This window comes from Streptomyces sp. NPDC058773, assembly GCF_042746015.1.
GTDB lineage: Bacteria > Actinomycetota > Actinomycetes > Streptomycetales > Streptomycetaceae > Streptomyces.
The window spans coordinates 22,941-45,776 of the sequence record NZ_JBHYPE010000022.1 but is presented as its reverse complement, the minus strand read 5'-3'; the positions used below and the strand labels follow the sequence as shown (position 1 = coordinate 45,776).

General features: G+C 72.2%; 21 protein-coding genes. 15 read left to right on the top strand and 6 right to left on the bottom strand.

Features of this window, described 5'->3' with window-relative positions; translation table 11 throughout:
• Nucleotides 1-120 precede the first annotated feature (120 nt).
• Complete coding sequence (locus tag ACFW5B_RS20185) at nucleotides 121-993, top strand: hypothetical protein (RefSeq protein ID WP_386441034.1); 873 nt, start codon at nucleotides 121-123, stop codon at nucleotides 991-993.
• Nucleotides 994-1,087: 94 nt separating this feature from the next.
• Nucleotides 1,088-2,410, top strand: a complete 1,323-nt coding sequence (locus ACFW5B_RS20180; RefSeq protein ID WP_386441031.1) for a hypothetical protein — start codon at nucleotides 1,088-1,090, stop codon at nucleotides 2,408-2,410.
• Nucleotides 2,411-2,551: 141 nt separating this feature from the next.
• On the opposite strand, the gene ACFW5B_RS20175 is transcribed toward ACFW5B_RS20180, so the two are convergent.
• On the bottom strand, nucleotides 2,552-3,562 hold the full coding sequence (locus ACFW5B_RS20175; RefSeq protein WP_386441028.1) for a peptidoglycan-binding protein: 1,011 nt from the start codon (nucleotides 3,560-3,562) through the stop codon (nucleotides 2,552-2,554).
• Nucleotides 3,563-4,494: 932 nt separating this feature from the next.
• Between ACFW5B_RS20175 and sucC the strand changes: the two genes are divergently transcribed.
• Together sucC and sucD are read left to right on the top strand one after the other, a co-directional pair.
• Nucleotides 4,495-5,670: an ADP-forming succinate--CoA ligase subunit beta gene (gene sucC, locus ACFW5B_RS20170; protein ID WP_386441025.1), complete on the top strand. Its 1,176-nt coding sequence runs from the start codon at nucleotides 4,495-4,497 to the stop codon at nucleotides 5,668-5,670.
• Nucleotides 5,671-5,690: 20 nt separating this feature from the next.
• A complete protein-coding gene (gene sucD, locus ACFW5B_RS20165; RefSeq protein ID WP_386441022.1) occupies nucleotides 5,691-6,575 on the top strand; it encodes a succinate--CoA ligase subunit alpha in 885 nt (294 codons plus the stop codon).
• Between the two features lie 111 nt (nucleotides 6,576-6,686).
• Here the strand turns inward: sucD and ACFW5B_RS20160 are convergent, their stop codons facing one another.
• Nucleotides 6,687-7,619, bottom strand: a complete 933-nt coding sequence (locus ACFW5B_RS20160; protein ID WP_386441019.1) for a hypothetical protein — start codon at nucleotides 7,617-7,619, stop codon at nucleotides 6,687-6,689.
• A gap of 99 nt (nucleotides 7,620-7,718) precedes the next feature.
• Between ACFW5B_RS20160 and ACFW5B_RS20155 the strand changes: the two genes are divergently transcribed.
• The gene (locus ACFW5B_RS20155) at nucleotides 7,719-9,377 is read left to right on the top strand and encodes a DUF6350 family protein (RefSeq protein WP_386441016.1); all 1,659 of its coding nucleotides are present in this window, start codon (nucleotides 7,719-7,721) and stop codon (nucleotides 9,375-9,377) included.
• A 49-nt stretch (nucleotides 9,378-9,426) separates the two neighbouring features.
• Here the strand turns inward: ACFW5B_RS20155 and ACFW5B_RS20150 are convergent, their stop codons facing one another.
• Nucleotides 9,427-10,299 (bottom strand): hypothetical protein, encoded by an 873-nt coding sequence (locus ACFW5B_RS20150; RefSeq protein ID WP_386441013.1) that lies wholly within the window; start codon nucleotides 10,297-10,299, stop codon nucleotides 9,427-9,429.
• A gap of 245 nt (nucleotides 10,300-10,544) precedes the next feature.
• Between ACFW5B_RS20150 and purN the strand changes: the two genes are divergently transcribed.
• Together purN and purH are read left to right on the top strand one after the other, a co-directional pair.
• Nucleotides 10,545-11,201: a phosphoribosylglycinamide formyltransferase gene (purN, locus tag ACFW5B_RS20145; protein WP_386441010.1), complete on the top strand. Its 657-nt coding sequence runs from the start codon at nucleotides 10,545-10,547 to the stop codon at nucleotides 11,199-11,201.
• Complete coding sequence (purH, locus tag ACFW5B_RS20140) at nucleotides 11,198-12,757, top strand: bifunctional phosphoribosylaminoimidazolecarboxamide formyltransferase/IMP cyclohydrolase (RefSeq protein WP_386441007.1); 1,560 nt, start codon at nucleotides 11,198-11,200, stop codon at nucleotides 12,755-12,757. The genes purN and purH overlap by 4 nt, the downstream gene beginning before the upstream one ends.
• A gap of 82 nt (nucleotides 12,758-12,839) precedes the next feature.
• On the opposite strand, the gene ACFW5B_RS20135 is transcribed toward purH, so the two are convergent.
• The gene (locus ACFW5B_RS20135) at nucleotides 12,840-13,412 is read right to left on the bottom strand and encodes a hypothetical protein (RefSeq protein WP_386441004.1); all 573 of its coding nucleotides are present in this window, start codon (nucleotides 13,410-13,412) and stop codon (nucleotides 12,840-12,842) included.
• Nucleotides 13,413-13,530: 118 nt separating this feature from the next.
• A complete protein-coding gene (locus tag ACFW5B_RS20130; protein WP_386441001.1) occupies nucleotides 13,531-14,277 on the bottom strand; it encodes an RDD family protein in 747 nt (248 codons plus the stop codon).
• A gap of 238 nt (nucleotides 14,278-14,515) precedes the next feature.
• On the opposite strand from ACFW5B_RS20130, the gene ACFW5B_RS20125 reads away from it, so the two are divergent.
• From ACFW5B_RS20125 to ACFW5B_RS20110, 4 genes are all read left to right on the top strand, one after another.
• Nucleotides 14,516-15,370, top strand: a complete 855-nt coding sequence (locus ACFW5B_RS20125) for a bifunctional methylenetetrahydrofolate dehydrogenase/methenyltetrahydrofolate cyclohydrolase (RefSeq protein WP_386440998.1) — start codon at nucleotides 14,516-14,518, stop codon at nucleotides 15,368-15,370.
• Nucleotides 15,371-15,435: 65 nt separating this feature from the next.
• Nucleotides 15,436-15,864 carry a DUF3017 domain-containing protein gene (locus ACFW5B_RS20120; RefSeq protein WP_386440995.1) on the top strand — a complete coding sequence of 143 codons (429 nt, stop codon included), beginning with the start codon at nucleotides 15,436-15,438 and terminating at the stop codon, nucleotides 15,862-15,864.
• A 309-nt stretch (nucleotides 15,865-16,173) separates the two neighbouring features.
• On the top strand, nucleotides 16,174-17,328 hold the full coding sequence (locus ACFW5B_RS20115) for a helix-turn-helix domain-containing protein (RefSeq protein ID WP_386440992.1): 1,155 nt from the start codon (nucleotides 16,174-16,176) through the stop codon (nucleotides 17,326-17,328).
• 468 nt (nucleotides 17,329-17,796) lie between these two features.
• Complete coding sequence (locus ACFW5B_RS20110) at nucleotides 17,797-18,789, top strand: malate dehydrogenase (RefSeq protein WP_386440989.1); 993 nt, start codon at nucleotides 17,797-17,799, stop codon at nucleotides 18,787-18,789.
• 79 nt (nucleotides 18,790-18,868) lie between these two features.
• Here ACFW5B_RS20110 and ACFW5B_RS20105 read toward each other — a convergent pair whose 3' ends face one another.
• Nucleotides 18,869-19,234 carry a hypothetical protein gene (locus ACFW5B_RS20105; RefSeq protein WP_386440986.1) on the bottom strand — a complete coding sequence of 122 codons (366 nt, stop codon included), beginning with the start codon at nucleotides 19,232-19,234 and terminating at the stop codon, nucleotides 18,869-18,871.
• A 204-nt stretch (nucleotides 19,235-19,438) separates the two neighbouring features.
• Here ACFW5B_RS20105 and ACFW5B_RS20100 point away from each other — a divergent pair, with 204 nt between their 5' ends.
• The 4 genes from ACFW5B_RS20100 (at nucleotide 19,439) to ACFW5B_RS20085 (ending at nucleotide 22,836) form a co-directional block, all read left to right on the top strand.
• Nucleotides 19,439-20,395, top strand: a complete 957-nt coding sequence (locus ACFW5B_RS20100; RefSeq protein WP_386441185.1) for a Scr1 family TA system antitoxin-like transcriptional regulator — start codon at nucleotides 19,439-19,441, stop codon at nucleotides 20,393-20,395.
• Nucleotides 20,313-20,495 carry a DUF397 domain-containing protein gene (locus tag ACFW5B_RS20095; RefSeq protein WP_386440983.1) on the top strand — a complete coding sequence of 61 codons (183 nt, stop codon included), beginning with the start codon at nucleotides 20,313-20,315 and terminating at the stop codon, nucleotides 20,493-20,495. Before ACFW5B_RS20100 ends, ACFW5B_RS20095 begins: the two co-directional genes overlap by 83 nt.
• A 147-nt stretch (nucleotides 20,496-20,642) precedes the next feature.
• Complete coding sequence (locus ACFW5B_RS20090; protein WP_386440980.1) at nucleotides 20,643-22,475, top strand: hypothetical protein; 1,833 nt, start codon at nucleotides 20,643-20,645, stop codon at nucleotides 22,473-22,475.
• The gene (locus tag ACFW5B_RS20085; RefSeq protein ID WP_386440977.1) at nucleotides 22,462-22,836 is read left to right on the top strand and encodes a hypothetical protein; all 375 of its coding nucleotides are present in this window, start codon (nucleotides 22,462-22,464) and stop codon (nucleotides 22,834-22,836) included. Before ACFW5B_RS20090 ends, ACFW5B_RS20085 begins: the two co-directional genes overlap by 14 nt.

Sequence of the window (22,836 nt, the reverse complement as noted above, 5' to 3'; positions counted from 1 at the left end):
GGACTTGCGCGGCACCTGGTTGCCCATGCAAGTATCAGTTCATCGCTCGATCGCCCGCGACGCGCGTGACGCCAGGGACATGTCCCCAGGGCGTCCCCGTCCGTATGGGAAGGTCCCCTCTTGTCTGCTGTGCTCGTCCTGCCTGCCGCCGTGCGCCTGCCGCGCACGGTGGCCGTGCGGCGTGCGCTGCTGGCCGGGCTCTTCCTGGTGGGCTTCGTCGCCCTCGGCTTCGCCTTCGGTCCCGGCGCCCATGCCGACGACCGCACGAAGAGCGCGGACCTGACCGGGGCAGCGGCCCCGGCGGGGCCCGCCGCCGAGGCGTCCACCCCGGACCGGGCCGCCACCCGGGACGGGGCGAACCGGCTGTCCGGCTCCGGAGCCGCGCTGGAGCAGCGCGGCGAGGAGTCCGGCGCGAAGCTCGCCGAGCACACCCGCGCCGCGTCCGACGCGGTGGCCGAGGCCGTACGACCCACCGTCGAGCGGACCGCACCGGTCACCGGCCGGATCACCGAGCCGGTGAGCCGCGTCGTCCGGGAGGTCGGGGACTCGGCCGAGGCCGCGCTGCCCGTCCGCCTCCCGTCCGGTGAGCACACCGGGCGTCCCGGGGACAACGGCGCGGACCAGCACGGCCGTACGCCGGACCACGGTGCGCAGCAGGCCCCTTCGCGGGCCGGCGACCAGGCCGCCGGTGCGGCCGCCGAGGCGGCTCAGCTCTGCGGAGGCCTGCACCACCCGGTCCCCGCGGGCGCCGCGGACACCGTCCACGAGCAGCGGGACGCGGACCACAACGGCCTTCCGGGGCAGACCCCGCAGGGCCCGGCCGCGCCCGCCTCGCACTCCGCCGGGGACGGCCACGGCCCCCGCGGCGGCGACCAGTACGCGGCCGTCACGGCCGACTCCACGCGCTTCCGGCTGCTGCCCGGTGGCGTCCGCACGGCCGATGGCGCTCCGACGCGTCGGCGTGCCGAAGAAATCCTCGAATTCCCGGGCTAGGGCAGACCGCTCCGCGTCTGTAACTGGACCTGCCGCGCGGGGGCGGGACAGGTCTGCCCGTCAAACCCCTCAGAATTCGAAGGACTTCACCACCATGCGCTCCAACATCCGCCGTTCCATCGTCGTTGCCGCTGCCGCCACCGGACTGTGGGCCCTGGGCTCCGCCGCCGCCGGCGCCGCCGAGCTCCCGGTCGGCACGGACCTGCCCGCCACCGGCACGGTCACCGACACCGCCCAGCAGCTGCCCACCGGCACGGTGACCGACACCGCGACGAAGACCGTCGAGACCGCCGAGAAGACGGCCGGCGAGGTGGCGGGCAAGGCCACCGGCGCCCTCGGCGGCGTGCCGGCCCAGGAGCTGCCCACCGGCAAGCTCGGCGACGTGACCGGTGCGGTCGACGGTGTGCGGCAGCAGGCCGGCGGCGCGGACCTGCCGGACACCGGTGCGGTGCACAAGGCCGCTGGTCCGAAGCAGGCCAAGAAGGCCGTCAAGACCGTCAAGAAGGCCGCCAAGGGCGCCGGCCTGGGCCAGGCCGGCCGCCTCACGAACGGCACGCTGCCCGCCGTTCCGAAGCTGCCCGCCACCCCGGGCGTCCCGTCCCTGCCCGGCACCCCGGCGCTGCCCAAGACTCCCGCGCTGCCCAAGGCCCCCGGTTCGGCCGACAACCTGCTGGCCGGTCTCGCCGGTGCGGGCGTCCGTCCCGAGCAGCTGACCAAGCAGGCCCAGGGTGCGCTGGCCACCACGCGTCCGGTCGTCGACCAGACCGCCGCCGACGTGCTGCCGCCCGTCGCCCGCCGGGTCGTCGTCAAGGTCGTGCCGGTCGCCCAGGGCGCGGTCGGCGGTGCCGGTCAGCTCGCGGGTGACGCGGCCGGCCAGGCGACCCCGTTCGTGACCGTCGTCGGCGGCCAGGCGCAGCTGTTCGCGCAGGGTGCGGCGGCCGACGCGGTGCCGTTCGCCCAGGGCGTGGCCTCCGACGCGGCGCCGTTCGCGCAGGGTGAGGTCGCCAAGGCGGTGCCGTTCGCGCAGGGCAAGGCGACCGGCGCGGTGGCGTTCGCCCAGGGTGCGGCCTCCGACGCGGCGCCGTTCGCGCAGGGTCTGGCCACCGTCGTCGTGACCGACGCGCAGGGCACCGCCGGCCAGGCCGTCACCGGCGTGCGGGGCCTGGCGCCGGTGAAGTCGGTGCCCGCGGTTCCGTCCGTCCCGGCCGTGCCGTCGGTTCCGTCCGTCCCGTCCGTGCCCGCCAACCTGACTGACGCCGTTGCCGTTCCGTCCGTGCCCGCCGTCCCGGCCGTGCCCGCCGTCCCGGCCAACCTGACCGACGCCGTCGCCGTCCCGGCCGTGCCCGCTGACCTGGCCGACCTGACCAACGTCGCCAACATCCCGGCGCTGCCGGTCCTCCCGGTCCAGGCCGTCTGAGGCTCAGGCCGACACCACCGGCTCCGGTCGCGGCGGCGACCGATGCCGGAACACCCAAGATCAGCCGGGTGGACCTCTGTGGGGGAGGTCCGCCCGGCTTTGGTGTATCCGTGGCGCGGTGCGCCAACAAGGCGTCACCCTTTAGGAGTTGGGCACCTGGAGTCGCGCCCAGCTGACCTGCCCCGGCACCCCGTCCGCGTCGTCGCCGTCGAAGCCGAGCTTGCGCTGCCAGGCCTCGTACGACGCGCGGTCCGCCTCGGTCCACTCCGGACCGGGGCCGTATTCGTAGCGGCTGCAGCCCTCGGCGACCAGCCGTTCGCCCATCGCCGTGATCACCGGGCTGCTGGCCCCGGACCGGAAGAAGTCCTGGCCGGGGAACGGCGCGTGCGGCGGTTCCTGCGGTTCCGGCGCCGCCGTCCCCGAGCCGCCCGACTCCGGCCCCTCCGCCCCCGAGCCGCCGGACTCCGAGCTGTCCGTCTCCGAACCACCGGACTCGGAATCATCGGTCACCGAGCCATCGGTCTCCGACCCGTCCGTCTCCGGCGCGCCCTCCGCCGCCTTCGCCAGCCGCTTCTTGATCCGGCCGCGCAGGTCGTCCATCGTGAAGCCGCTCGGATCGACCTTCCCCGGCTGCCACTCCCGGTGACCGATCACCGAGTGCTCGTTCCAGCCGTGCGCCCGGCAGATCGCGGCCGCCGCCTTCTCGATGGCGAGCAGCTGCTCATCCGGCCACGGGTCCTTGCCGTCGCCGAGGTTGATGCATTCGAAGCCGTAGAAGTAGCGGTTGCCGTCGGTGTCCGCGTCGTCGTCCGCCGGCAGCTCCGCGTCCTCGTTGATCACCGCCCGCAGGACGTCACCGTCACCGAGCCCGGCGTGGTTGGCCCGGCCGTTGCCGACGAGATGGACCGCGCCCTTCTTGTCGATCACGCCGTGGCACAGCGGCCCCGGCAGATCGGAGCGCCCGTCGTAGCAGAGGTCCACCGAGCTGTCGGTGCCCTCGGTGGCGGTGTGGTGGATCATCACGCCGTGCATCGGGCCCCAGGGGCCCTTCGAGTTCCGGTTGTGCGTACGCCAGCTGCGGACCTCGTGGACCACCAGGCCCTCGTTGCGCAGCGCCTTGAGCAGCCGGCTCGCGGTCAGCGGGGTGGCCATCAGGCGGTTCCTTCCTCGTCGACCGCGGCATCGGCCACGGCGGTGGTCTGCGATCTGCTCGGTGAGGGAGTCGCGGATGCTGCCGGGGTTCTTCGGGATAAACGCCGGGACGGGCCATATGTGTCGGCATTCCCGCGCCAATCCCTTCGGGCACCGGGAAATCGGGAATGGGTGAGGGCAAGCGGGGACGGGAGCGCGCACGCCCGCAGTGACCGGCGGCCCCGGATCCCCGCACTGCTCATCGCGTTCCCCCGTCCGCACCCGGTACAGAGCGGTCCGCCGGCCGATCCGCCGACCGAACCGCACGGGATCAGGCACCGGGTCCGAAGGCCGTGACGCCTGGCGTGACTCCTGGTGCGTGAGTATGCGTAAGTGCTCAACACAGTTTTCGCAGGCGGGAGTTGAAGGGTCAAGAGGTCATTCCGGACACCGCCCGTGGGGTTCTGCACCGCCCATGGAGTTCTTGTGCGCGACCGTCGCCGTTTCTTCCCCACGGATTCCCGGTGGCCCGGAGCCGGAATCGCGGGCGGCGGGGCGCACCGGGGCGCGGCGGGAGGAGTTCGCGAACCTTGTGCGACGCGGAAGCGCACGGCGAGTGGCAACGGTGCGGGCGGCCGGACGGGGCCGGGTGGGCGTCTTCGCCGCATAAGTCCTCACTCCGGTGAAAAACCGCCCGACAACATGCGGAAATCCCACGGAGGCGTAACTTGGCCAAAAGATCTGTGATGGTAATCACCGCTGGAGTGTGATCTGCGATTTAGGGCCTCAGGTCCAGCGGCGATAACCTGCCGGACGGACATGCCGCGTATTCGGTCACCGTGTACGCCTCCCTCAGTGACAGCGCCGTCACGTTGCCCTTCGCGGCACGCCCATCGCAGTCGAACGAACCGCGATCACTACGGCGATTCTGAGAAGACAAGGGACGGACGCGCGTGGACCTGTTCGAGTACCAGGCGAGGGACCTCTTCGCCAAGCACGGTGTACCGGTGCTGGCCGGTGAAGTCATCGACACGCCTGAGGCGGCGCGCGAGGTGACCGAGCGGCTCGGCGGCCGGTCGGTCGTCAAGGCGCAGGTCAAGGTGGGTGGCCGAGGGAAGGCCGGCGGCGTCAAGCTGGCCTCCGACCCGCAGGACGCGGTCGAGAAGGCCGGCCAGATCCTCGGTATGGACATCAAGGGCCACACGGTCCACAAGGTGATGCTGGCGGAGACCGCGCCGGAGATCGCCGAGGAGTACTACGTCTCGTACCTCCTCGACCGCACCAACCGCACCTTCCTGGCCATGGCCTCCGTCGAGGGCGGCATGGACATCGAAGAGGTCGCGGCCACCAAGCCCGAGGCTCTCGCCAAGATCCCGGTGGACGCCAACGAGGGCGTCACCCTGGAGAAGGCCCAGGAGATCGTCGCCGCGGCGAAGTTCCCGGCCGAGGTCGCCGACAAGGTCGCCGACGTTCTCGTCACCCTGTGGAAGACCTTCATCGCCGAGGACGCGCTCCTCGTCGAGGTCAACCCCCTGGCCAAGGTCGCCAGCGGCGAGGTCATCGCCCTCGACGGCAAGGTCTCCCTGGACGCCAACGCCGAGTTCCGTCAGCCGGAGCACGAGGCGCTGGAGGACAAGGACGCGGCCAACCCGCTCGAGGCCGCGGCCAAGGCCAAGGGCCTGAACTACGTCAAGCTCGACGGCCAGGTCGGCATCATCGGCAACGGTGCGGGTCTCGTCATGAGCACCCTGGACGTCGTCGCCTACGCCGGCGAGAAGCACAACAACGTCAAGCCCGCCAACTTCCTCGACATCGGTGGCGGCGCCTCCGCCGAGGTCATGGCGAACGGCCTGGAGATCATCCTCGGCGACCCGGACGTCAAGTCCGTCTTCGTCAACGTCTTCGGTGGCATCACCGCCTGTGACGAGGTCGCCAACGGCATCGTCCAGGCCCTGGAGCTGCTCAAGTCCAAGGGCGAGGACGTCAACAAGCCCCTGGTCGTGCGGCTCGACGGCAACAACGCGGAGCTCGGCCGCGAGATCCTGTCGAAGGCCAACCACCCGCTGGTGCAGCGCGTGGACACCATGGACGGCGCGGCCGACAAGGCCGCCGAGCTGGCTGCTAAGTAAAGGACGAGGACACAACAACCATGGCTATCTTCCTGACCAAGGAAAGCAAGGTCATCGTCCAGGGCATGACCGGTGCCACTGGCATGAAGCACACCAAGCTGATGCTCGGTGACGGCACCAACATCGTCGGCGGTGTGAACCCCCGCAAGGCCGGTACCAGCGTCGACTTCGACGGCACCGAGGTACCCGTCTTCGGCTCGGTCGCCGAGGCGATGGAGAAGACCGGCGCCGACGTGTCCGTCCTCTTCGTGCCGCCGGCCTTCGCCAAGGCCGCCGTCGTCGAGGCGATCGACGCCGAGATCCCGCTGGCCGTCGTGATCACCGAGGGCATCGCGGTCCACGACTCCGCCGCCTTCTGGGCGTACGCGAAGTCCAAGGGCAACAAGACCCGGATCATCGGCCCGAACTGCCCCGGCCTGATCACCCCCGGCCAGTCCAACGCCGGCATCATCCCGGGCGACATCACCAAGCCCGGCCGCATCGGTCTGGTGTCGAAGTCCGGCACGCTGACCTACCAGATGATGTACGAGCTCCGTGACATCGGCTTCTCCTCGGCCGTCGGCATCGGTGGCGACCCGGTCATCGGCACCACGCACATCGACGCCCTCCAGGCGTTCGAGGCGGACCCCGACACCGACCTGATCGTCATGATCGGCGAGATCGGCGGCGACGCCGAGGAGCGTGCGGCCGACTTCATCAAGGCCAATGTCTCCAAGCCGGTCGTCGGCTACGTCGCGGGCTTCACCGCGCCCGAGGGCAAGACCATGGGCCACGCCGGCGCCATCGTCTCCGGCTCCTCCGGCACCGCCCAGGCGAAGAAGGAGGCCCTGGAGGCCGCCGGCGTCAAGGTCGGCAAGACCCCGTCCGAGACCGCGCGGCTCGCCCGCGAGATCCTCGGCGGCTGATTCCCGGCTCCGTGCCGCCGGACGCGTCCGGCGGCGCAGCGCACCGTGCGCGGGCCCGTACCCTTCGGGGTGCGGGCCCGCGCCCGTTCCGCGCGGGCTGTGCCGTACGGATCAGCGGAGGTCCGGGGCCAGACGGGCCTGCCGGAGCCGCTTCCGTACGGCCGCGTTGCCCTCCTCCCGCGCGGAGTCTCTCCGCTCCCGCGCCGCGTCCCGCTGCTCCCGGGCCGCTTCTCTGCGTTCCCGGGCTGCCTCCCGCTGGGCATCCTCGTCGTCCGCGTCCTGGTGCCGGGGCGGGGCCACTTCGGTGCGCGGGACGGTGGCCGACGGCCGCTGCGCCCGCGGGGTGTAGTGGTCCGGCGTGAAGGCCATCGTCACCAGGGTCACCAGCGCGAACAGCCCGGCCGCCCCGAAGGCCGCCCGGGTGGTCCGCCGGACGCTGCGCTCGCTGCCGCTGCGTACGTGCGCTGCGGTGGGCGGCTCCTCTTCCGGGGGGCCCGGCAGCACGGCGAGCCGGGCCCGCAGGATCTCGCCCTGCCGCTCCGGCGACTGCCCGGCGAGCCCCAGCTCCGGCAGCAGCGCTGCGATCCGCTCGCGTGCGTGCCGCAGCCGCGCCGCCGTGGCCGGGGCGCTCGCCTCGATCTCGGCCGCGGTCCCGGCCGGCCCCAGCCCGACTTCGTCGTGCAGCAGCAGCGCACGCCGGTGGGGGGCGGGCAGGCTCAGCAGGGCTGCCGACAGTGCGCCGTCCTCCGACGGCCGGGTGGTCCCTGACGGCTCGTCCGGTACGCGGGCGGGCCGCAGCGCGGGACACAGCCGGTGCCACGGCGTCAACGCGTACTCGTACACCGCCGCCCGCACCCACCCCACCGGATCGGGGTCCACCGCGACCTCCGGCCAGCGCTGCCAGGCCAGCCGGAACCCCCGCTCCACCGCCCGCCGGGCCAGCCGCGGGCGCCCGGTGAGCAGGTACGCCTGCCGCGTCAGCGCCGCCGCGTGCCGGGCGTGGAGATCGTCGAAGGCGGTGGTGGCCTGCTCGCGCTGCGTCATACAGAGCAGTGTGGAAAACCCGCATCACCGACGCAGCGCGACACGTCGGGCATTTCGCCAGTACATGGCGGAAAGCGGTCTTGTTGGCAGCATGGCGGCGTGAGCCAGTTCACCGATCGTGGCCCTACGTTGTCGTCGCACGGGCGGACCGCCGCACAGCGCTCCTCCGCGATCGGCGCCGCCTTCCTCGGCGGTGTGACGGCCGCCGGCCTCGGCCTCGGCGCGCTGACGGTCGCCGTGCTGCTGCTCTGGGTCGCCTCGCCGGACCCCGACAGCGACCCCTCCGGGGCGCTGCATTTCGCCGCCGACCTGTGGCTGCTGGCGCACGGCGGCGACCTCCTACGCACCGCCGCCCACGCCGATGTCCCGGTCGCCGTGACCCCGCTGCTGCTTGCCGTCCTCCCGGTCTGCCTGCTCCACCGGGCCGCCCGGCACGCCCTGGCCACCGCGCCCGACGGCCCGCCCACCTCGACCGCGTCCCCCGCCGCGACGGTCGCCCCGCGCACCCTGCTCGGTGCGCTGCTCAGCGGCTATCTGCTGATCGTGGTCGCTGCGCTGCTGTACGCGTCGGGCGGGCGGCTGCGCGCCGAGCCGCTCAGCGTGCTGCTGTGCGTACCGGTGACCACGGCGGCCATCCTCGGCGGCACGGCCTGGCGCCTGCTCCGCCACCCCGGCACCGAGCTGCTGCCCGCCCGGGTCCTGCAAGCCAGGTCGAGGGCACCGCACCGGCTGCGGGTCTTCCTGGGCGGCTCCCGGGGCGCCACCGCCCGACGGGGCGCCGTGTGCCGGGCGGCCGGCGCCGCCCTCGGTGCGCTGCTCGCCGCCGGCGGCCTGCTCACCCTGCTCTCGCTGGGCCTGCACGCCGGCCGGGTACGCGACGACCTCCTCCAGCTGGCCCCCGACTGGGCGGGCCGGGCCACGGTGCTGCTGCTGTGTCTGGCCCTGCTCCCGAACGCGGCCGTCTGGGGCGCCGCCTACGCCCTGGGCCCGGGGTTCACGGTCGGCGCGGACAGCACGGTCGCCCCGCTGGCCACCTCGGCACATCCCGTACTGCCGCAGCTCCCGCTGCTCGGCGGGCTGCCGGACGCCGGCCCGGGAAACCCGCTGACCTGGGCGGTGGCGGTGGTGCCCGTGGTGGCGGGGGTGCTGCTCGCCCGCCAGGTGGCCCGTTCCGCGACCACGCCGAGCACACCGGGCGCGCCCTGGTCCTGGTGGGCGACGACTTGTGTGGCGGCCTTGGGGGCCGTTGTCTGCGGGGTGCTGATGGCGGTGCTCGCGGGCCTGGCCGGCGGTGCACTGGGCACCGGCGCGCTCGCCGCCTTCGGCCCGAGCTGGTGGGCCACCGGCCTGGCGGCAGCCGTCTGGACCGCCCTGACCGGCATCCCCGCCGCCCTCGCGCTCCGCGTCTGGTGGAAGCGCGCCCGGCGACGGGAGGCCGAGGCGGGCGGGCAGGACCGGCAGGAGGGGGCCCGGCCGGAGGTGGGCCGGCCGGCGGCGGGCCCGCGCGAGCCGGCGGGCACGAAGGCCGGGGACGCTGCGACGGAGGGCGCCACGCGGGACGACGCCACACAGGACGCCGACGGCATCACCGTCGACAGCGACGACAGCGACGAAGGCGACAGCACCGACAGCACCGACAGCACCGAAGACCGCGACCGCGTGAACCCGCCCGACGGCCGCACCGCTGTCCGCTGTGGTGCGGCCGCCCCCGGAGGGGGCACGGCGGACCGTACGCCCGGCCAGGACGCGGACACCTGACGGGCCGCTCCCGCCACGCCCCTGAAGCGCTCCTCGGTACCGCCCTCCACTACTCCCGCGTGCTCAGCAGCGGCCGCAGCTCCTTGGGGAGCAGGTTCTCGCAGGACTTGCCGGCCGACTGCGTCAGGGCGTCGTTCACGCAGGTGAAGTAGTCGCGGTAGACGAGCTGGACGGTGAAGGTCGCGGCGACCATCATCAGCGCCAGCGACGCGGTTACCAGCCCCGCGATCGCCGAGGTGACCTGCGGCCGGGTGGAGCCCGGCGCGCTCGGGGTGCCGGGGCGGTCGGCCTGGCCGGACCGGTCGTCGGGCGCGGGGCGGCCCTCCATGGCGGCGGTGGTCGCCGCGGCGGAGGCCTTCGCGGGTGCCGCCTTGGCCCGCAGCGCGCTGATGCCCCAGTAGATCGCCAGCGCACTCAGCAGCAGCGCGACCTCGGGCAGGCTGAAGAGCACGAAGAAGAACGACCACATACCGGCCAGCAGCGCATAGCGCGCCCGGCGCTGGGCCGGGTCGGTGGGGTCCCAGCGCAGGCCGCCGGGGCCGCCGGGACCACCGGGGCCGCCCTGCTGGCCGTTGCGGCCGCCGGGGCGGTTGCCGAAACCGCCGCTCTGCCGGCCCGGCTGCCGCGGGCTCCACTGGCTGCCCCAGCTCGGCTCGTCCGACGGCTGCTGCTCGTCGCCGTCGGAGGAGCCGTCGCCGTCCCCGGCGGACCGGTGCGGTACCGGGTGGCGCGGGCGCCAGGCCTGGTCGGGGGTGCCGGCCGGCGGCGGCGCGAAGGGGTTGTCCGACTCGGAGCCGTGCGACTCCGGGCCGGTGGGCTCCGATGACGAGGACGACATGCGCTCACGCGGCAGCAGCACCGCCCCGGGGGCGGTGGCGGGCAGCAAAAGCAGGAGGGCCGCGCGGCGGCGTCGGTCCGTCATCTGGAGTGTGTCTTCCCCTTGTCTCGTCCGCGCGGGTGCCTGGGCGGCCGCGCGCGGGTTATCACGAACTGCATGCAGTCTTACGCCTGACGCTACCTCCCGTGCCCGCCCCCGTCCCGTGGGGGCCGCGCGGTGTGCCGGTATCGTTGCTGACGGTCGGCGCCTTCGTAGGGTTCCCCGGATCTGCGGTATCCGCAGTCTTGTACGACCACACAAAGCACGCGAGATCGGAAAAGAGCCCCGCCGTGGCTTCCTCCCCACCCCCCGTCCAGCCCGCCCCGCCCGGCCGCCCGGCCCGGATCGTCGCCCTCGTCTCCGGTTCCGGGACGAACCTCCAGGCGCTGCTGGACGCCATCGCCGCGCAGGGCCCGCAGGTGTACGGGGCCGAGGTCGTGGCCGTCGGCGCCGACCGGGGCGCCATCGCGGGCCTGGAGCGCGCCGCGGCCGCCGGGCTCCCGACGTTCGTCTGCCGGGTCAAGGACCACGACAGCCGCGCGGCCTGGGACGCGGCGCTCACCGAGGCGACCGCGGCATACGAGCCCGATCTGGTGGTCTCGGCCGGCTTCATGAAGATCCTGGGCAAGGAGTTCCTCGCCCGCTTCGGCGGCCGCACGGTCAACACCCACCCGGCGCTGCTGCCGAGCTTTCCCGGTGCCCATGGCGTACGCGACGCGCTCGCGTACGGCGCGAAGGTCACCGGCTGCACCGTCCACTTCGTCGACGACGGTGTCGACACCGGCCCGATCATCGCCCAGGGCGTGGTCGAGGTCCGGGACGAGGACGACGAATCCGCGCTGCATGAGCGCATCAAGGAAGTCGAGCGATCGCTGCTCGTCGAGGTCGTGGGGCACCTGGCCCGGCACGGCTACCGCATTGAGGGACGAAAGGTACGTATCCCGTGACCGCCACCGAAGGTACGAAGCGGCCCATCCGCCGCGCGCTGGTCAGCGTCTATGACAAGTCCGGGCTGGAGGAGCTGGCGCAGGGCCTGCACGCGGCGGGCGTCCAGCTCGTCTCCACCGGATCGACGGCCGCGAAGATCGCTGCGGCCGGGGTGCCGGTCACCAAGGTCGAGGAGCTGACGGGCTTCCCCGAGTGCCTCGACGGCCGGGTCAAGACCCTGCACCCGAAGGTGCACGCCGGCATCCTGGCCGACCTCCGCCTGGAGGACCACCGCCAGCAGCTGGCCGGGCTCGGCGTCGAGCCGTTCGACCTGGTGATCGTCAACCTCTACCCGTTCCGGGAGACCGTCGCCTCCGGCGCCACCCCCGACGAGTGCGTGGAGCAGATCGACATCGGCGGACCGTCGATGGTCCGCGCCGCCGCCAAGAACCATCCGTCGGTGGCCGTCGTCGTCAACCCCGCCCACTACGGCGAGGTCCTCAAGGCCGTCGCCGACGGCGGCTTCGAGCTGGCCGGGCGCAAGAAGCTGGCGGCGGAGGCCTTCCAGCACACCGCGGCGTACGACGTGGCCGTCGCCTCCTGGTTCGTCGACGGCTACGCCGATGACGCGACCTTCCCCGAGTTCCTCGGCGCGACCTACTCCCGCAAGAACGTCCTGCGCTACGGCGAGAACCCGCACCAGGGTGCCGCGCTGTACGTGGACGGCAGCGGCGGGCTCGCGGAGGCCGAGCAGCTGCACGGCAAGGAGATGTCGTACAACAACTACACGGACACCGACGCCGCGCGCCGGGCCGCGTACGACCACACCGACCCCTGCGTCGCGATCATCAAGCACGCCAATCCCTGCGGTATCGCGGTCGGCGCGGATGTCGCCGAGGCGCACCGCAAGGCGCACGCCTGTGACCCGCTCTCCGCCTTCGGCGGCGTCATCGCCGTCAACCGCCCGGTCTCCGTGGCGATGGCCGAGCAGGTCGCCGACATCTTCACCGAGGTCATCGTGGCCCCCGGCTACGAGGACGGCGCGGTCGAGATCCTCGCCCGCAAGAAGAACATCCGTGTGCTGCGCTGCCCCGAGGCGCCGTCGAACCCCGTCGAGGTCAAGCCCGTTGACGGCGGCGCGCTGCTGCAGGTCACCGACCGGCTCCAGGCCGAGGGCGACGCCCCGGCCAACTGGACGCTGGCCACCGGTGAGGCGCTGTCCGCCGCCGAACTCGCGGAGCTGGCGTTCGCCTGGAGGGCCTGCCGCGCGGTCAAGTCCAACGCGATCCTGCTCGCCAAGGACGGCGCCTCGGTCGGCGTCGGCATGGGCCAGGTCAACCGCGTCGACTCGGCGAAGCTCGCGGTCGAGCGGGCCGGCGAGGAGCGCGCACAGGGCTCGTACGCCGCCTCGGACGCGTTCTTCCCGTTCCCGGACGGCCTGGAGATCCTGACCGCCGCGGGCGTCAAGGCCGTGGTCCAGCCCGGTGGTTCGGTCCGCGACGAGCTGGTGGTCGAGGCCGCCGAGAAGGCCGGCGTGACGATGTACTTCACCGGCACCCGGCACTTCTTCCACTGAGCCGGAAACGCCCCGAGGGCCGCACTTCCCGCGCGGGGAGTGCGGCCCTCGGCCGCTTGTGTCCGGTCGGTGTCCGGAGCGGTCAGTAACGCGGCCGGTTGAACCAGGCGTTGCCCTCGTCCTTGGCGACGAAGACCAGTACCAGGACGCCGAGGATCGTGTGCACCAGGCCGATCGGGAACGTGAACAGGCTCAGCATGATGTTGGCGACACCGAAGACGATGGTGCCGACCCGGACCCCGCCGCCGCCGTTGGCGAACTGCAGGGCCAGCGTGATCGCGGTGGCGGTGAAGATCACGATGACCACGATCACCGCGATCAGCAGGCCCTTGCCGAGATTCAACGCGTCGAGGTTGGTTTCACCGTCATACGACGACGCCTCGTGCGAGGCCTTGCTGACGCCGCCCAGACCTGCCACGGCGAGGACCAGGCCGATGAGGTTGAGGCCGGACAGCACGAACAGCAGCACACGGGCGGCCTTGACCCCGCCCGGCATCACCATCGGGTACTGCGGCTGCATGCCGGGCATCCCGCCCCCGCCCGGGTACGGGCCGTACGGTGACGGCGGCTGCGGCTGCTGGGGGTAGCCGTACTGGGGCTGCTGGGGCTGCTGGCCCTGCGGGGGGCCGTAGGGGTTCTGGTTCGGGTAACTCACAAGCGGTGTCCTTCAAGCGAGTTGAGAGGGTATCGGCGGGAGCCGCGAAGGCCCCCGGTCGCTGCTGCGAGGGGGCCTTCCAGGGCTGCTGAGGGCGTCCGTGCGGCCCGGAGCGGGGTTACTTGACGCTCACGACCACGGTGCCGGCGAGCTTGTCCGCCCAGGTCTGGCTCTTGTCGTCCCACAGCGGCCACAGCCAGCCGAGGCCGCACAGCAGGCCGTTCAGGTAGCGGCAGAGGTAGCGCACGAAGGTCATGCCGAAGCCGAGGGGCTGGCCGGTGGTCTCCTTGATGACCTTGACACCCATCACCTTCTTGCCCGGGGTCTGGCCGGAGGCGCCTTCCTTGGCGATGAGGAAGAAAGTCCCGCCGATCATGAGCAGCCACGCGAGGACCGACAGGATGATGGCGCCGACCGGAGTGTTGCTCGCCGTGGCCTCGTTGGCCGCGTTCTGCATGCAGGTGTAGTCACCCGTCGAGCAGCTGGAGTAGTCCGGGGTGACCGTGGCGGAGCCGGCCGCGATGACGATGCCGATGATGTACAGGATGATCGGCACCGCGGCGATGATCAGGCCGTCGAGGAGGAACGCGCCCAGCCGGGCACCCCAGCTCGCGTAGCCGGTGGGCATGCCCATTCCCTGCGGGCCGGGCTGGCCGTAAGGGGCGCCCTGCTGCGGGTAGCCGTAGGCCTGCTGCGGCGGGACGGCCTGCTGCTGGGGGTAGCCGTAGGGCTGCTGCTGCGGTGCCTGCTGGGGATAGCCGTAGCCCGGCTGACCCTGCTGCGGAACCGGGGGCTGCTGGCCGTACGGGCCCTGCGGCGCCTGCGGCTGCTGACCGTAAGGGTTGTTCGGGTCACCAAAGCTCACTGCTGTTTTCCTCCGTTGTGTTCTTACCGGGCGCGGCACGACTCGGAGGAAAAACAGGTTTCACTGGCCACCCCCCGACGCAGCCTGCGGCACTGCGCGTCAATCCTTCTAGTTGCGCATTCACTCTGTCCAGTCAAGGCCCTCCAACGTTGTCCAAGTGCAATGATCAATTCCGGCCACCGAGACCCTTGGGCGCCCTGATTGGAAGGTGGCCCCCCTCATCCGGGAGGATGGGGGTATGACTGCCCAGATTCTGGATGGCAAGGCCACCGCAGCCGCCATCAAGTCCGAGCTCGCCACCCGTGTCGAGGCCCTGAAGGCCAAGGGCGTGCAGCCCGGCCTGGGCACCCTCCTGGTCGGCGACGACCCGGGAAGCCGCTGGTACGTCAACGGCAAGCACCGCGACTGCGCCCAGGTCGGCATCGCCTCGATCCAGCGCGAGCTGCCGGAGACCGCCACCCAGGAGGAGATCGAGGCGGTCGTCCGCGAGCTGAACGAGGACCCGGCCTGCACCGGCTACATCGTCCAACTTCCGCTCCCCAAGGGCATCGACGCCAACCGTGTCCTGGAACTGATGGATCCGGCCAAGGACGCCGACGGGCTGCACCCGATGAGCCTGGGCCGGCTGGTGCTCGGCATCGAGGGCCCGCTGCCCTGCACCCCGTACGGCATCGTGCAGCTGCTCCGGCGGCACGAGGTCGAGATCAAGGGCGCGCACGTGGTCGTCGTCGGCCGCGGCATCACCATCGGCCGCCCGATGCCGCTGGTGCTCACCCGCAAGTCCGAGAACGCCACGGTCACCCAGTGCCACACCGGCACCCGTGACCTGTCCGCGCACCTCAAGCAGGCCGACATCATCGTCGCCGCCGCCGGTGTGCCGCACATCATCAAGCCCGAGGACGTCAAGCCGGGCGCGGCCGTCCTGGACGTCGGCGTCAGCCGGGACGAGGCCGGCAAGATCGTCGGCGATGTGCACCCGGGCGTCGCCGAGGTGGCCGGCTGGGTCGCCCCGAACCCGGGCGGTGTCGGCCCGATGACCCGCGCCCAGCTGCTGGTCAATGTGGTCGAGGCCGCCGAGCGCCAGGCCGGCTGACCGGGCGGGAGCTGCGACCCTTGTCTGTGACAGACGTATCCGGAGACCGGAAGGGACTGCCCGCCATGGGTTCCGAAGCGCATTCGGATGGAGCCTCCGAGCCGCAGCGCTCCTCGCGCCGCTTCCCGACGCTGACCCGCGACACCTCCCGGCCGGAAGGCGGCGGCCGGGCGGCCGCGGGCGGCTACCCCGCGCCCGCCCGGCAGTGGCCGCTGCTCAGCGTCATGGGCGGGGTCGCGTTCGGGCTGCTGCTGGTGGCGCTCGACGCGTTCCGGATCGGGACGATCATGATCGGGCTCTCCCTGCTGGCCGGGGCCGTGCTGCGGTGGGCGCTGCCGTCGGTGGGGATGCTGGCCGTCCGCTCCCGCTTCACGGACATGCTGACGTACGGGGTGCTGGGCTTCGTGATCGTGATGCTGTCGCTGATGGTCCAGCCGAAGCCGTGGATTCACATCCCGTTCCTGGACGACATCGTCCACTTCACCGTCCGCTAGGGGGTGCCGGAGCGGGCCCCGGTCCGGAGCCGGGCCGGGGAGAGCGCTCGGCATGATGCCTCAACGCGGCCGATTTTGACCCCATCCTGGCCGGTTCTTGTCAGGATTCGTACGGAAGTCGTCCAGACTCCGACGGAAATGCCACACTGCTGGGGTCACGGGGCGTGCGGAGGGTGACCTATGCCCGCATGCTCCCGTGTGCCCGTGAAAGGGGAGCGCCGTCCTGACCGGGAGCCTCCCCGCGGGGAGCAAGGAGGGCGGACCGGGGGGCCGCGCTCGGGCACGTGAGCGGGGGGATAGGGGGAGGCAATGCCTCGCTGGAAGGAGCTTCCGGAGGAACTGGACCCGCAGCTGCGGGAGTTCGCCGGACAGCTGCGCACGCTCGTGGACCGCAAAGGACTGAGCGTGGCCGCGCTCGCGGACGCCACGGGCTACAGCAAAACGTCCTGGGAGCGCTATCTCAACGGGCGGCTGCTGCCACCGCTGCGCGCGGTGGTCGCGCTCGCCGAGGCGACCGGTGCGCCCTCCGCCCACCTCACCACCCTGTGGGAGCTGGCCGAACGCGCCTGGAGCCGTGCGGAGATGCGGCACGACGTCACGATGGAGGCGATCAGCGTCGCCCAGGCCCGCGCCGCGCTGGGCTGGGACACCGACCCGCCCGCCGCCGAACGCCCGGCCAAGAGCGACAGATCCGCCGGGGGCACGAAGGCAGGCAAGGCCGGGAAGGCCGCGCAGACGGACGCGCCCCGGACCGCACAGCTGCCCCAACAGCGCCGCACGGACGCCCCGTCGGCCGCGGACTTCCCCGAATGGGCGGCGGTCGCCGGGAGTTCCCCGGCCGCAGCGGCGTCCCCGGAGCCCGGCCCGGAGCGGCGCACCCGCCGCGGCCGGACGATCATGTACGCCGTCGGCGCGGCCGGTGCGGCCCTGGTGACCGGCGCCGCCGTACTGCTGCTCAACCCGGGCGCCGCCCCGCCCAAGAAGACGGCGGCCCGGGCCGCCGCCGCGCCGAGCCCCAGGCAGGTGATGCCGGCCGGGGTGCGCTGCACCGGCGCCGGCTGCGTGGGCAAGGACCCGGAGGAGATGGGCTGCGGCGGCACGCACGCCATCACCCCGTCCCGCGGACGGGCGGGCCGCGCGGTGATAGAGGTCCGCTACAGCAAGATCTGCCACACCGCGTGGGCCCGGATAAGCCGGGCGGCGCCGGGCGACCAGGCCACCCTCAGCGCAGGCGGCCACAGCGCCACCGCGCGGGCCGAGCGGAACGGCGCCGCCTACACCGCGATGGTCGAGGTGACCGGGGACCCGGCGAAGGTCTCGGCCTGCGGGACGACGATGACCGGGGTGAAGGGCTGCTCCCGTCCGGTTCCGGCCACGCCCGCCGGCGCCCCGGACCCGTCGGCCGGCTCCCCGAGCCCGTCCGTCGGCGCCCCGGGCCCGTCGGTCGGCGCGGCGGTCCGCTAGCCGCTGTCCCTGGACACGGGCGGTCCTCACCCTGAACGGGGGCCGCCCGTTCAGGGCGAGGACCGTCCGCGGACCCGGAATCACACCCCCCGCGGAGGATGTCCGAAAGACAGGGGGCATGCCCTCCGGCATCCCGGGCATGCGACGAGTACCCCCCCCACGGGTGTGGCACAACTAGGCGGCCGCCTGCTTCCCCCCTCCTTGAGCGGGCGGCCGCCAGCCCCGGGGCCGTTCCGGGAGCGCACGCCGGAGACCTCGCAAGCCCGGTTCAGGACCGCCGTACGGACGTCCCGAGGCACCCGGTGAGGTGTTCCACACCGGCCCGGCACCTGCCCCCGGCAGGGGTCCGATAGCCTGACGGCCGGGTCTCTCGATACCAAGAGACCTCGCTAGCAGGGCAGGGACACCCACCGCCAACCATGGTGGTCCAGGGGCTTGCCCCCGGAACACACCGCGCAGGAGATCGCCATGACCCGCACTCCCGTCAATGTCACCGTCACCGGCGCCGCCGGCCAGATCGGCTACGCACTGCTCTTCCGCATCGCTTCCGGTCATCTGCTCGGCGCGGACGTGCCGGTGAAGCTGCGCCTTCTGGAGATCCCCCAGGGCCTGAAGGCGGCCGAGGGCACCGCGATGGAGCTCGACGACTGCGCCTTCCCGCTGCTGCAGGGCATCGACATCTCCGACGACCCGAACGTGGCCTTCGACGGCGCCAACGTCGCGCTGCTCGTCGGCGCCCGCCCCCGTACCAAGGGCATGGAGCGCGGCGACCTCCTGGAGGCCAACGGCGGCATCTTCAAGCCGCAGGGCAAGGCCATCAACGACCACGCCGCGGACGACATCAAGGTCCTGGTCGTCGGCAACCCCGCCAACACCAACGCGCTGATCGCCCAGGCCGCCGCGCCGGACGTCCCCCGCGAGCGCTTCACCGCGATGACCCGCCTGGACCACAACCGTGCGCTCTCGCAGCTCGCCAAGAAGACCGGCACCCCGGTCTCCGAGCTCCGCAAGCTGACGATCTGGGGCAACCACTCCGCCACCCAGTACCCGGACATCTTCCACGCCGAGGTCGCCGGCAAGAACGCCGCCGAGGTCGTGGGCGACCAGAAGTGGCTGGCCGAGGACTTCATCCCGACCGTCGCCAAGCGCGGTGCGGCGATCATCGAGGCCCGTGGCGCGTCCTCCGCCGCCTCCGCCGCCAACGCCGCCATCGACCACGTCCACACCTGGGTCAACGGCACCGCCGCCGGCGACTGGACCTCGATGGGTATCCCCTCGGACGGCTCCTACGGCGTCCCGGAGGGCCTGATCTCCTCCTTCCCCGTCACCACCAAGGACGGCAAGTACGAGATCGTCCAGGGCCTGGAGATCAACGATTTCTCCCGCGAGCGCATCGACGCGTCCGTGAAGGAGCTGGAGGAGGAGCGCGAGGCCGTCCGCGGTCTCGGCCTCCTCGGCTGACCCCACGCCGCGGCCGCCCCGTCCGGGCGGCACCGCAGCAACGACGAGCCCGCACGGTCCAACGGCCGTGCGGGCTCGGTCATGTGGGCTCGGTCCGCAGCTCCCTTTCGTCTTCGTCGGCCTCGTGGCCGCTCTCCGCCGCCACGGGCAGGCGCGCGCCCCGGCTGTCGGCGACGCGCAGCACGTTGCCGAAGGCCTGTGTGGTCGCCCGGAGTGCCCGCCGCACCGCATGTTCCCCGGCCTTGCCGTCGTCCAGTACGGCCACCGCGCCCTTGAGGACATCGGCACCGTCACACAACTGCTCCGCCTCGACCTCATCGGCCAGCCGCGACAGCGCACCCCCGGCCCCGTCCGCCGACAAGAAGCACGGCTTCCCGCTCTCGCTCTCCCACGGCAGCAGGCGCAGCCCCGGCAACGGCGGGACGGCATCCCGGTCGTAACTCATGCTCATTGACTCCCAGAGGTTGGTTGCGTGAGAACGCGGCGCAGTTGTCAGACCCACCTATTACGTTGGGTGTGTTCAGCGTTGCGCTCCGTAGTGCGGGTCGCAACGTCAGACGCGTGACACTCACCTTCTGGCACCAAGGGGGATGCGGTGAGCCGACGACGACGCAATGCAGAGAGTGGAGCGGCAGCCACCAATGCCGCCGTGTTCGGGGAGGTGCTGAAGCACTTCCGGGAGGCGGCGGGCTTCACACAGGAGAGACTGTCGAGGAAGATCCCGTGCGACCGCTCGCACGTGGCCCGCGTGGAGGCGGGCACGCGCGTACCGCAGGAATCCTTCGCCAGGCAGTGCGACGAACTGCTGCAGACAGGCGGAGTGCTGCTGCGGTTATGGGGCCGGATCGACTGGTACCCGGAGGTGCAGCATCCGGACTGGTTCGAGCGGCGGGCGGAGATGGACGCAGTCGCGGTGGCTGTGCGTCAGTATCAAGCGCAAGTGATGCCAGGGCTGTTGCAGTCGGAGGAGTACGCCTGGGGGCTGTTCTCCGACCTTGAGAGCAGCGGGAGGGCGGAAGAACGCGTCAGGGCCAGGCTCAGCCGACAGGGACGCTTCCTCGCCGATGACGGCCCTCTGTATGTCGCGGTCCTGGATGAGAGTTGCCTACGCAACGTGGTGGGGAGCGCGGGTGTCATGCGCCGCCAGTGCGCACACCTGCTGGCCGTGGGCCGGCGTTCCAACATCCGAATCCAGGTCGCCCCTGCCCATCGTCCCGAACTCATCCGACCCAAAACCTCGATGACGCTGATCAGCCTGCCGAAGGGGGAGCAGTGGGTCTACTCCGAGTCGCTGGACCGTGGCCATTTCAGCGACGATCCGGCGGTCTTCGCCCGCCACTCCCAGACCTATGATGTGCTCAGGGCGGATGCTCTGTCAGCCCCCGAATCCGCGGCGCTGATCGGCGACTTCATGGAAGGGTACGGGGACCATGAACAAGCACCAGCTGACCACAGCGATATGGGTCAAGAGCAGCTACAGCGACAACAATGGCGGCGACTGCATCGAAGTGGCGCTCACCTGGATGAAGAGCAGCTACAGCGACCGCGACGGCGGCGACTGCATCGAAGTAGCCCCCGGTATCCCCGACGCCGTCCCCGTCCGTGACAGCAAGGACCCCGACGGACCCGTGCTGGTCTTCCCGACGGGCGGCTGGTCGTCGTTCGTCGGCTCGCTCAAGCGTGGGGAGTTCCCCGTGGGCGTCTGACTCGCGGCAACCTTGGGTTATCGCGCTGACACGGAACGCTCCGCTCCTTTATGCTGCGGGTTCTGCGCCGCCGCGGCCGAAAATGGCAGCTCGCCTGCTCAACAGGCCCTCGGCGATGACTCGTTGGTGTCGTAATGGGGGAAGCCGATGACTCGGACGGATGTGCCTGCGCAGCCTGGAGAGCCAGGCGATCCACAGCGGTTGCGGAAGGCGGCCGGAGGCACTTCGCCTCCGGCGCAGCTCCCGCCGATCCCGCCGGGCGCCAGTGAGGCCACCCGGCTGCTGTGCGCCGGCGCCTACATGGACGACACCTTCCGTGACGCGGTCATCGAGGAGCTGTACGTCCACGAGGAGCGGTTCGCCGCGCCGTCGCTGGGCATCGACGCCGCCCGGGTGCTGGCCCATGCGCTGCGTGCCCGGCGGCTGCAGCTCGGTTGGGCGGCGGGCATCCTGCTGCTGTGGATCGTGGCCCTCCCGCTGTCCTCCGGACTCGTGGGGCTCTACGTGTTCCCCGTCGTCCTCATGGCGGTGGCCCGTATCGTCCGCCGGTCACGGGTCCTGCCGGGTCCGGCCCGCTTCCTCTCCTTCGTGCTGCGCTGGTACGGCCGGCTGACGCTGGCCTTCTTCTACGCGTCGCTGCTGGTGGCGGCGTTCGTCGGCGGGGTCGGCCTGCTGGGCACGCGATCCCCCTTCGTCACGCTGCTGCCGGAGGTGCTGAGCTCCCTGACGGGTGACTCGTCGGGCGGCTACGGCTACGGCAGCGGGTTCGGCACCTCCTATGGGGGCGGCGGTGCGGCGCTGGGCCTGCTGTTCGGGGTGTGGGTGGCGCTGCTGCTGCCGCCGACGCTGGCCGTACTGACCGCTCTGCAACGCGGGCAGTTCGCCAGGGTGCTGGCGGGAGAACTGTCCCGGGAACGCTTCCCCGACGTCATGTCCGACCCCGCCGAGCGCGACGGTGGCCTCCGCTTCCAGCGGCTGCGGGACCGGGTGCGGACCGAGCAGCACGGGCCGCTGGTGATGTACCGGGCCGCCAACCCGTTCTGCGGGGCCGGCGAGCCGTACAAGACCTGGTCGCTGTCGGTGGAGCTGAACCCGCGCGCCGGCCGTACCCCCGAACCGCTCGACAACGGCGCCATCCTGGCCCGGATCGTGCCGCTGGTCGCGGCGCTGCGGGTGCCGTCGCCGCACGGTTCGCCGGAGTCGGCGGCCGCGGTCCGCGACCGGCTGCGCGCCCTGGAGATCGACGAGTGCGTCTTCCTGCCGGCCGAGGGGCTGCCGACCCGGGCGGCGGCGCCGTACGCCCCCGAGGCGTTCGAGGAACACCGGGCGGCCGCGGTGGAGGAGGGCGGCGAGACCCGGCGGCACTTCCTGCGCATCCGGGTCGGCGGCTGGAACGAGGGCGTGGTCACCACGCTCTTCGTACGGGTGCACACCCAGGGCGGGATGCTGATGCTGGAGGTCGCGCCGCATGTGCTGTGGCCGCTGCGGCAGCTCTTCCAGGACGCCGACCGGATCGCCCACCAGTACCGTCACCACCACCACTTCGGCAAGGCGGTCTGGGCACTGGGAAGTACACCCCGCTCCGCCGGGCACGCCCTCGGCACACTGGCCCGCGGCCTGTTGTCGGCCTGGCGGCTGGCCACCGCGGGACACGGCGCGGCGCTGCCCGAGGGCCCCGGCGCCTCTGTCCGTGAGCTGGGCTCGTTCGGGGAGGCCTCGCTCTTCCAGGACATGGATGTCGCCCGCTACCTGAAGACCATTCAGCAGCGGGTGGCGGCCGGTGTGACCACGGCGCTGCACGAAGCCGGCTATCAGACCGACGAGTTCGAGCAGCGGGTCGTGCATGTCGCCGAGGGCGGCGTCTACGTCGAGTCCGCACAGGGCGCCGTCGGCATCGGCGACCACAACACCATCACCAACAACTCCACCACCCGGCGCGGTGCCGAATCGAAGGGAAGTGCCCAGCGTGGCAAGGGCTGACGAGCGCGGTAGCGGCATCCACATCGGCAGCGTCCGGGGTGCCTTCGCCATCGGCGACCACAACACCGTGACCCACAACGAAGGCCCGGCCGCGCCCTCGGCGGACCCGGCCCAGGAGGAACTGCTGCGCGCCGTCCGGGCGTTGCGCGACGATCTGTCCCGGGCGGTGGAGAGCCCGCAGATCACGGCCCTGAGCGACGAACTCGCCGAGACCGAGGCGGAGATCGCGGACAGTGGCGCGGCGGGCCCCGGCCGGCTGGCCCGGCTCCGTACGGCGCTCACCGACGCCGGCGCGGTGGTGGGCCTGCTGGCCTCCGGCACCGCGGTGACGCAGGCGGTCGCGGCCCTGGCGGGAGGCTGA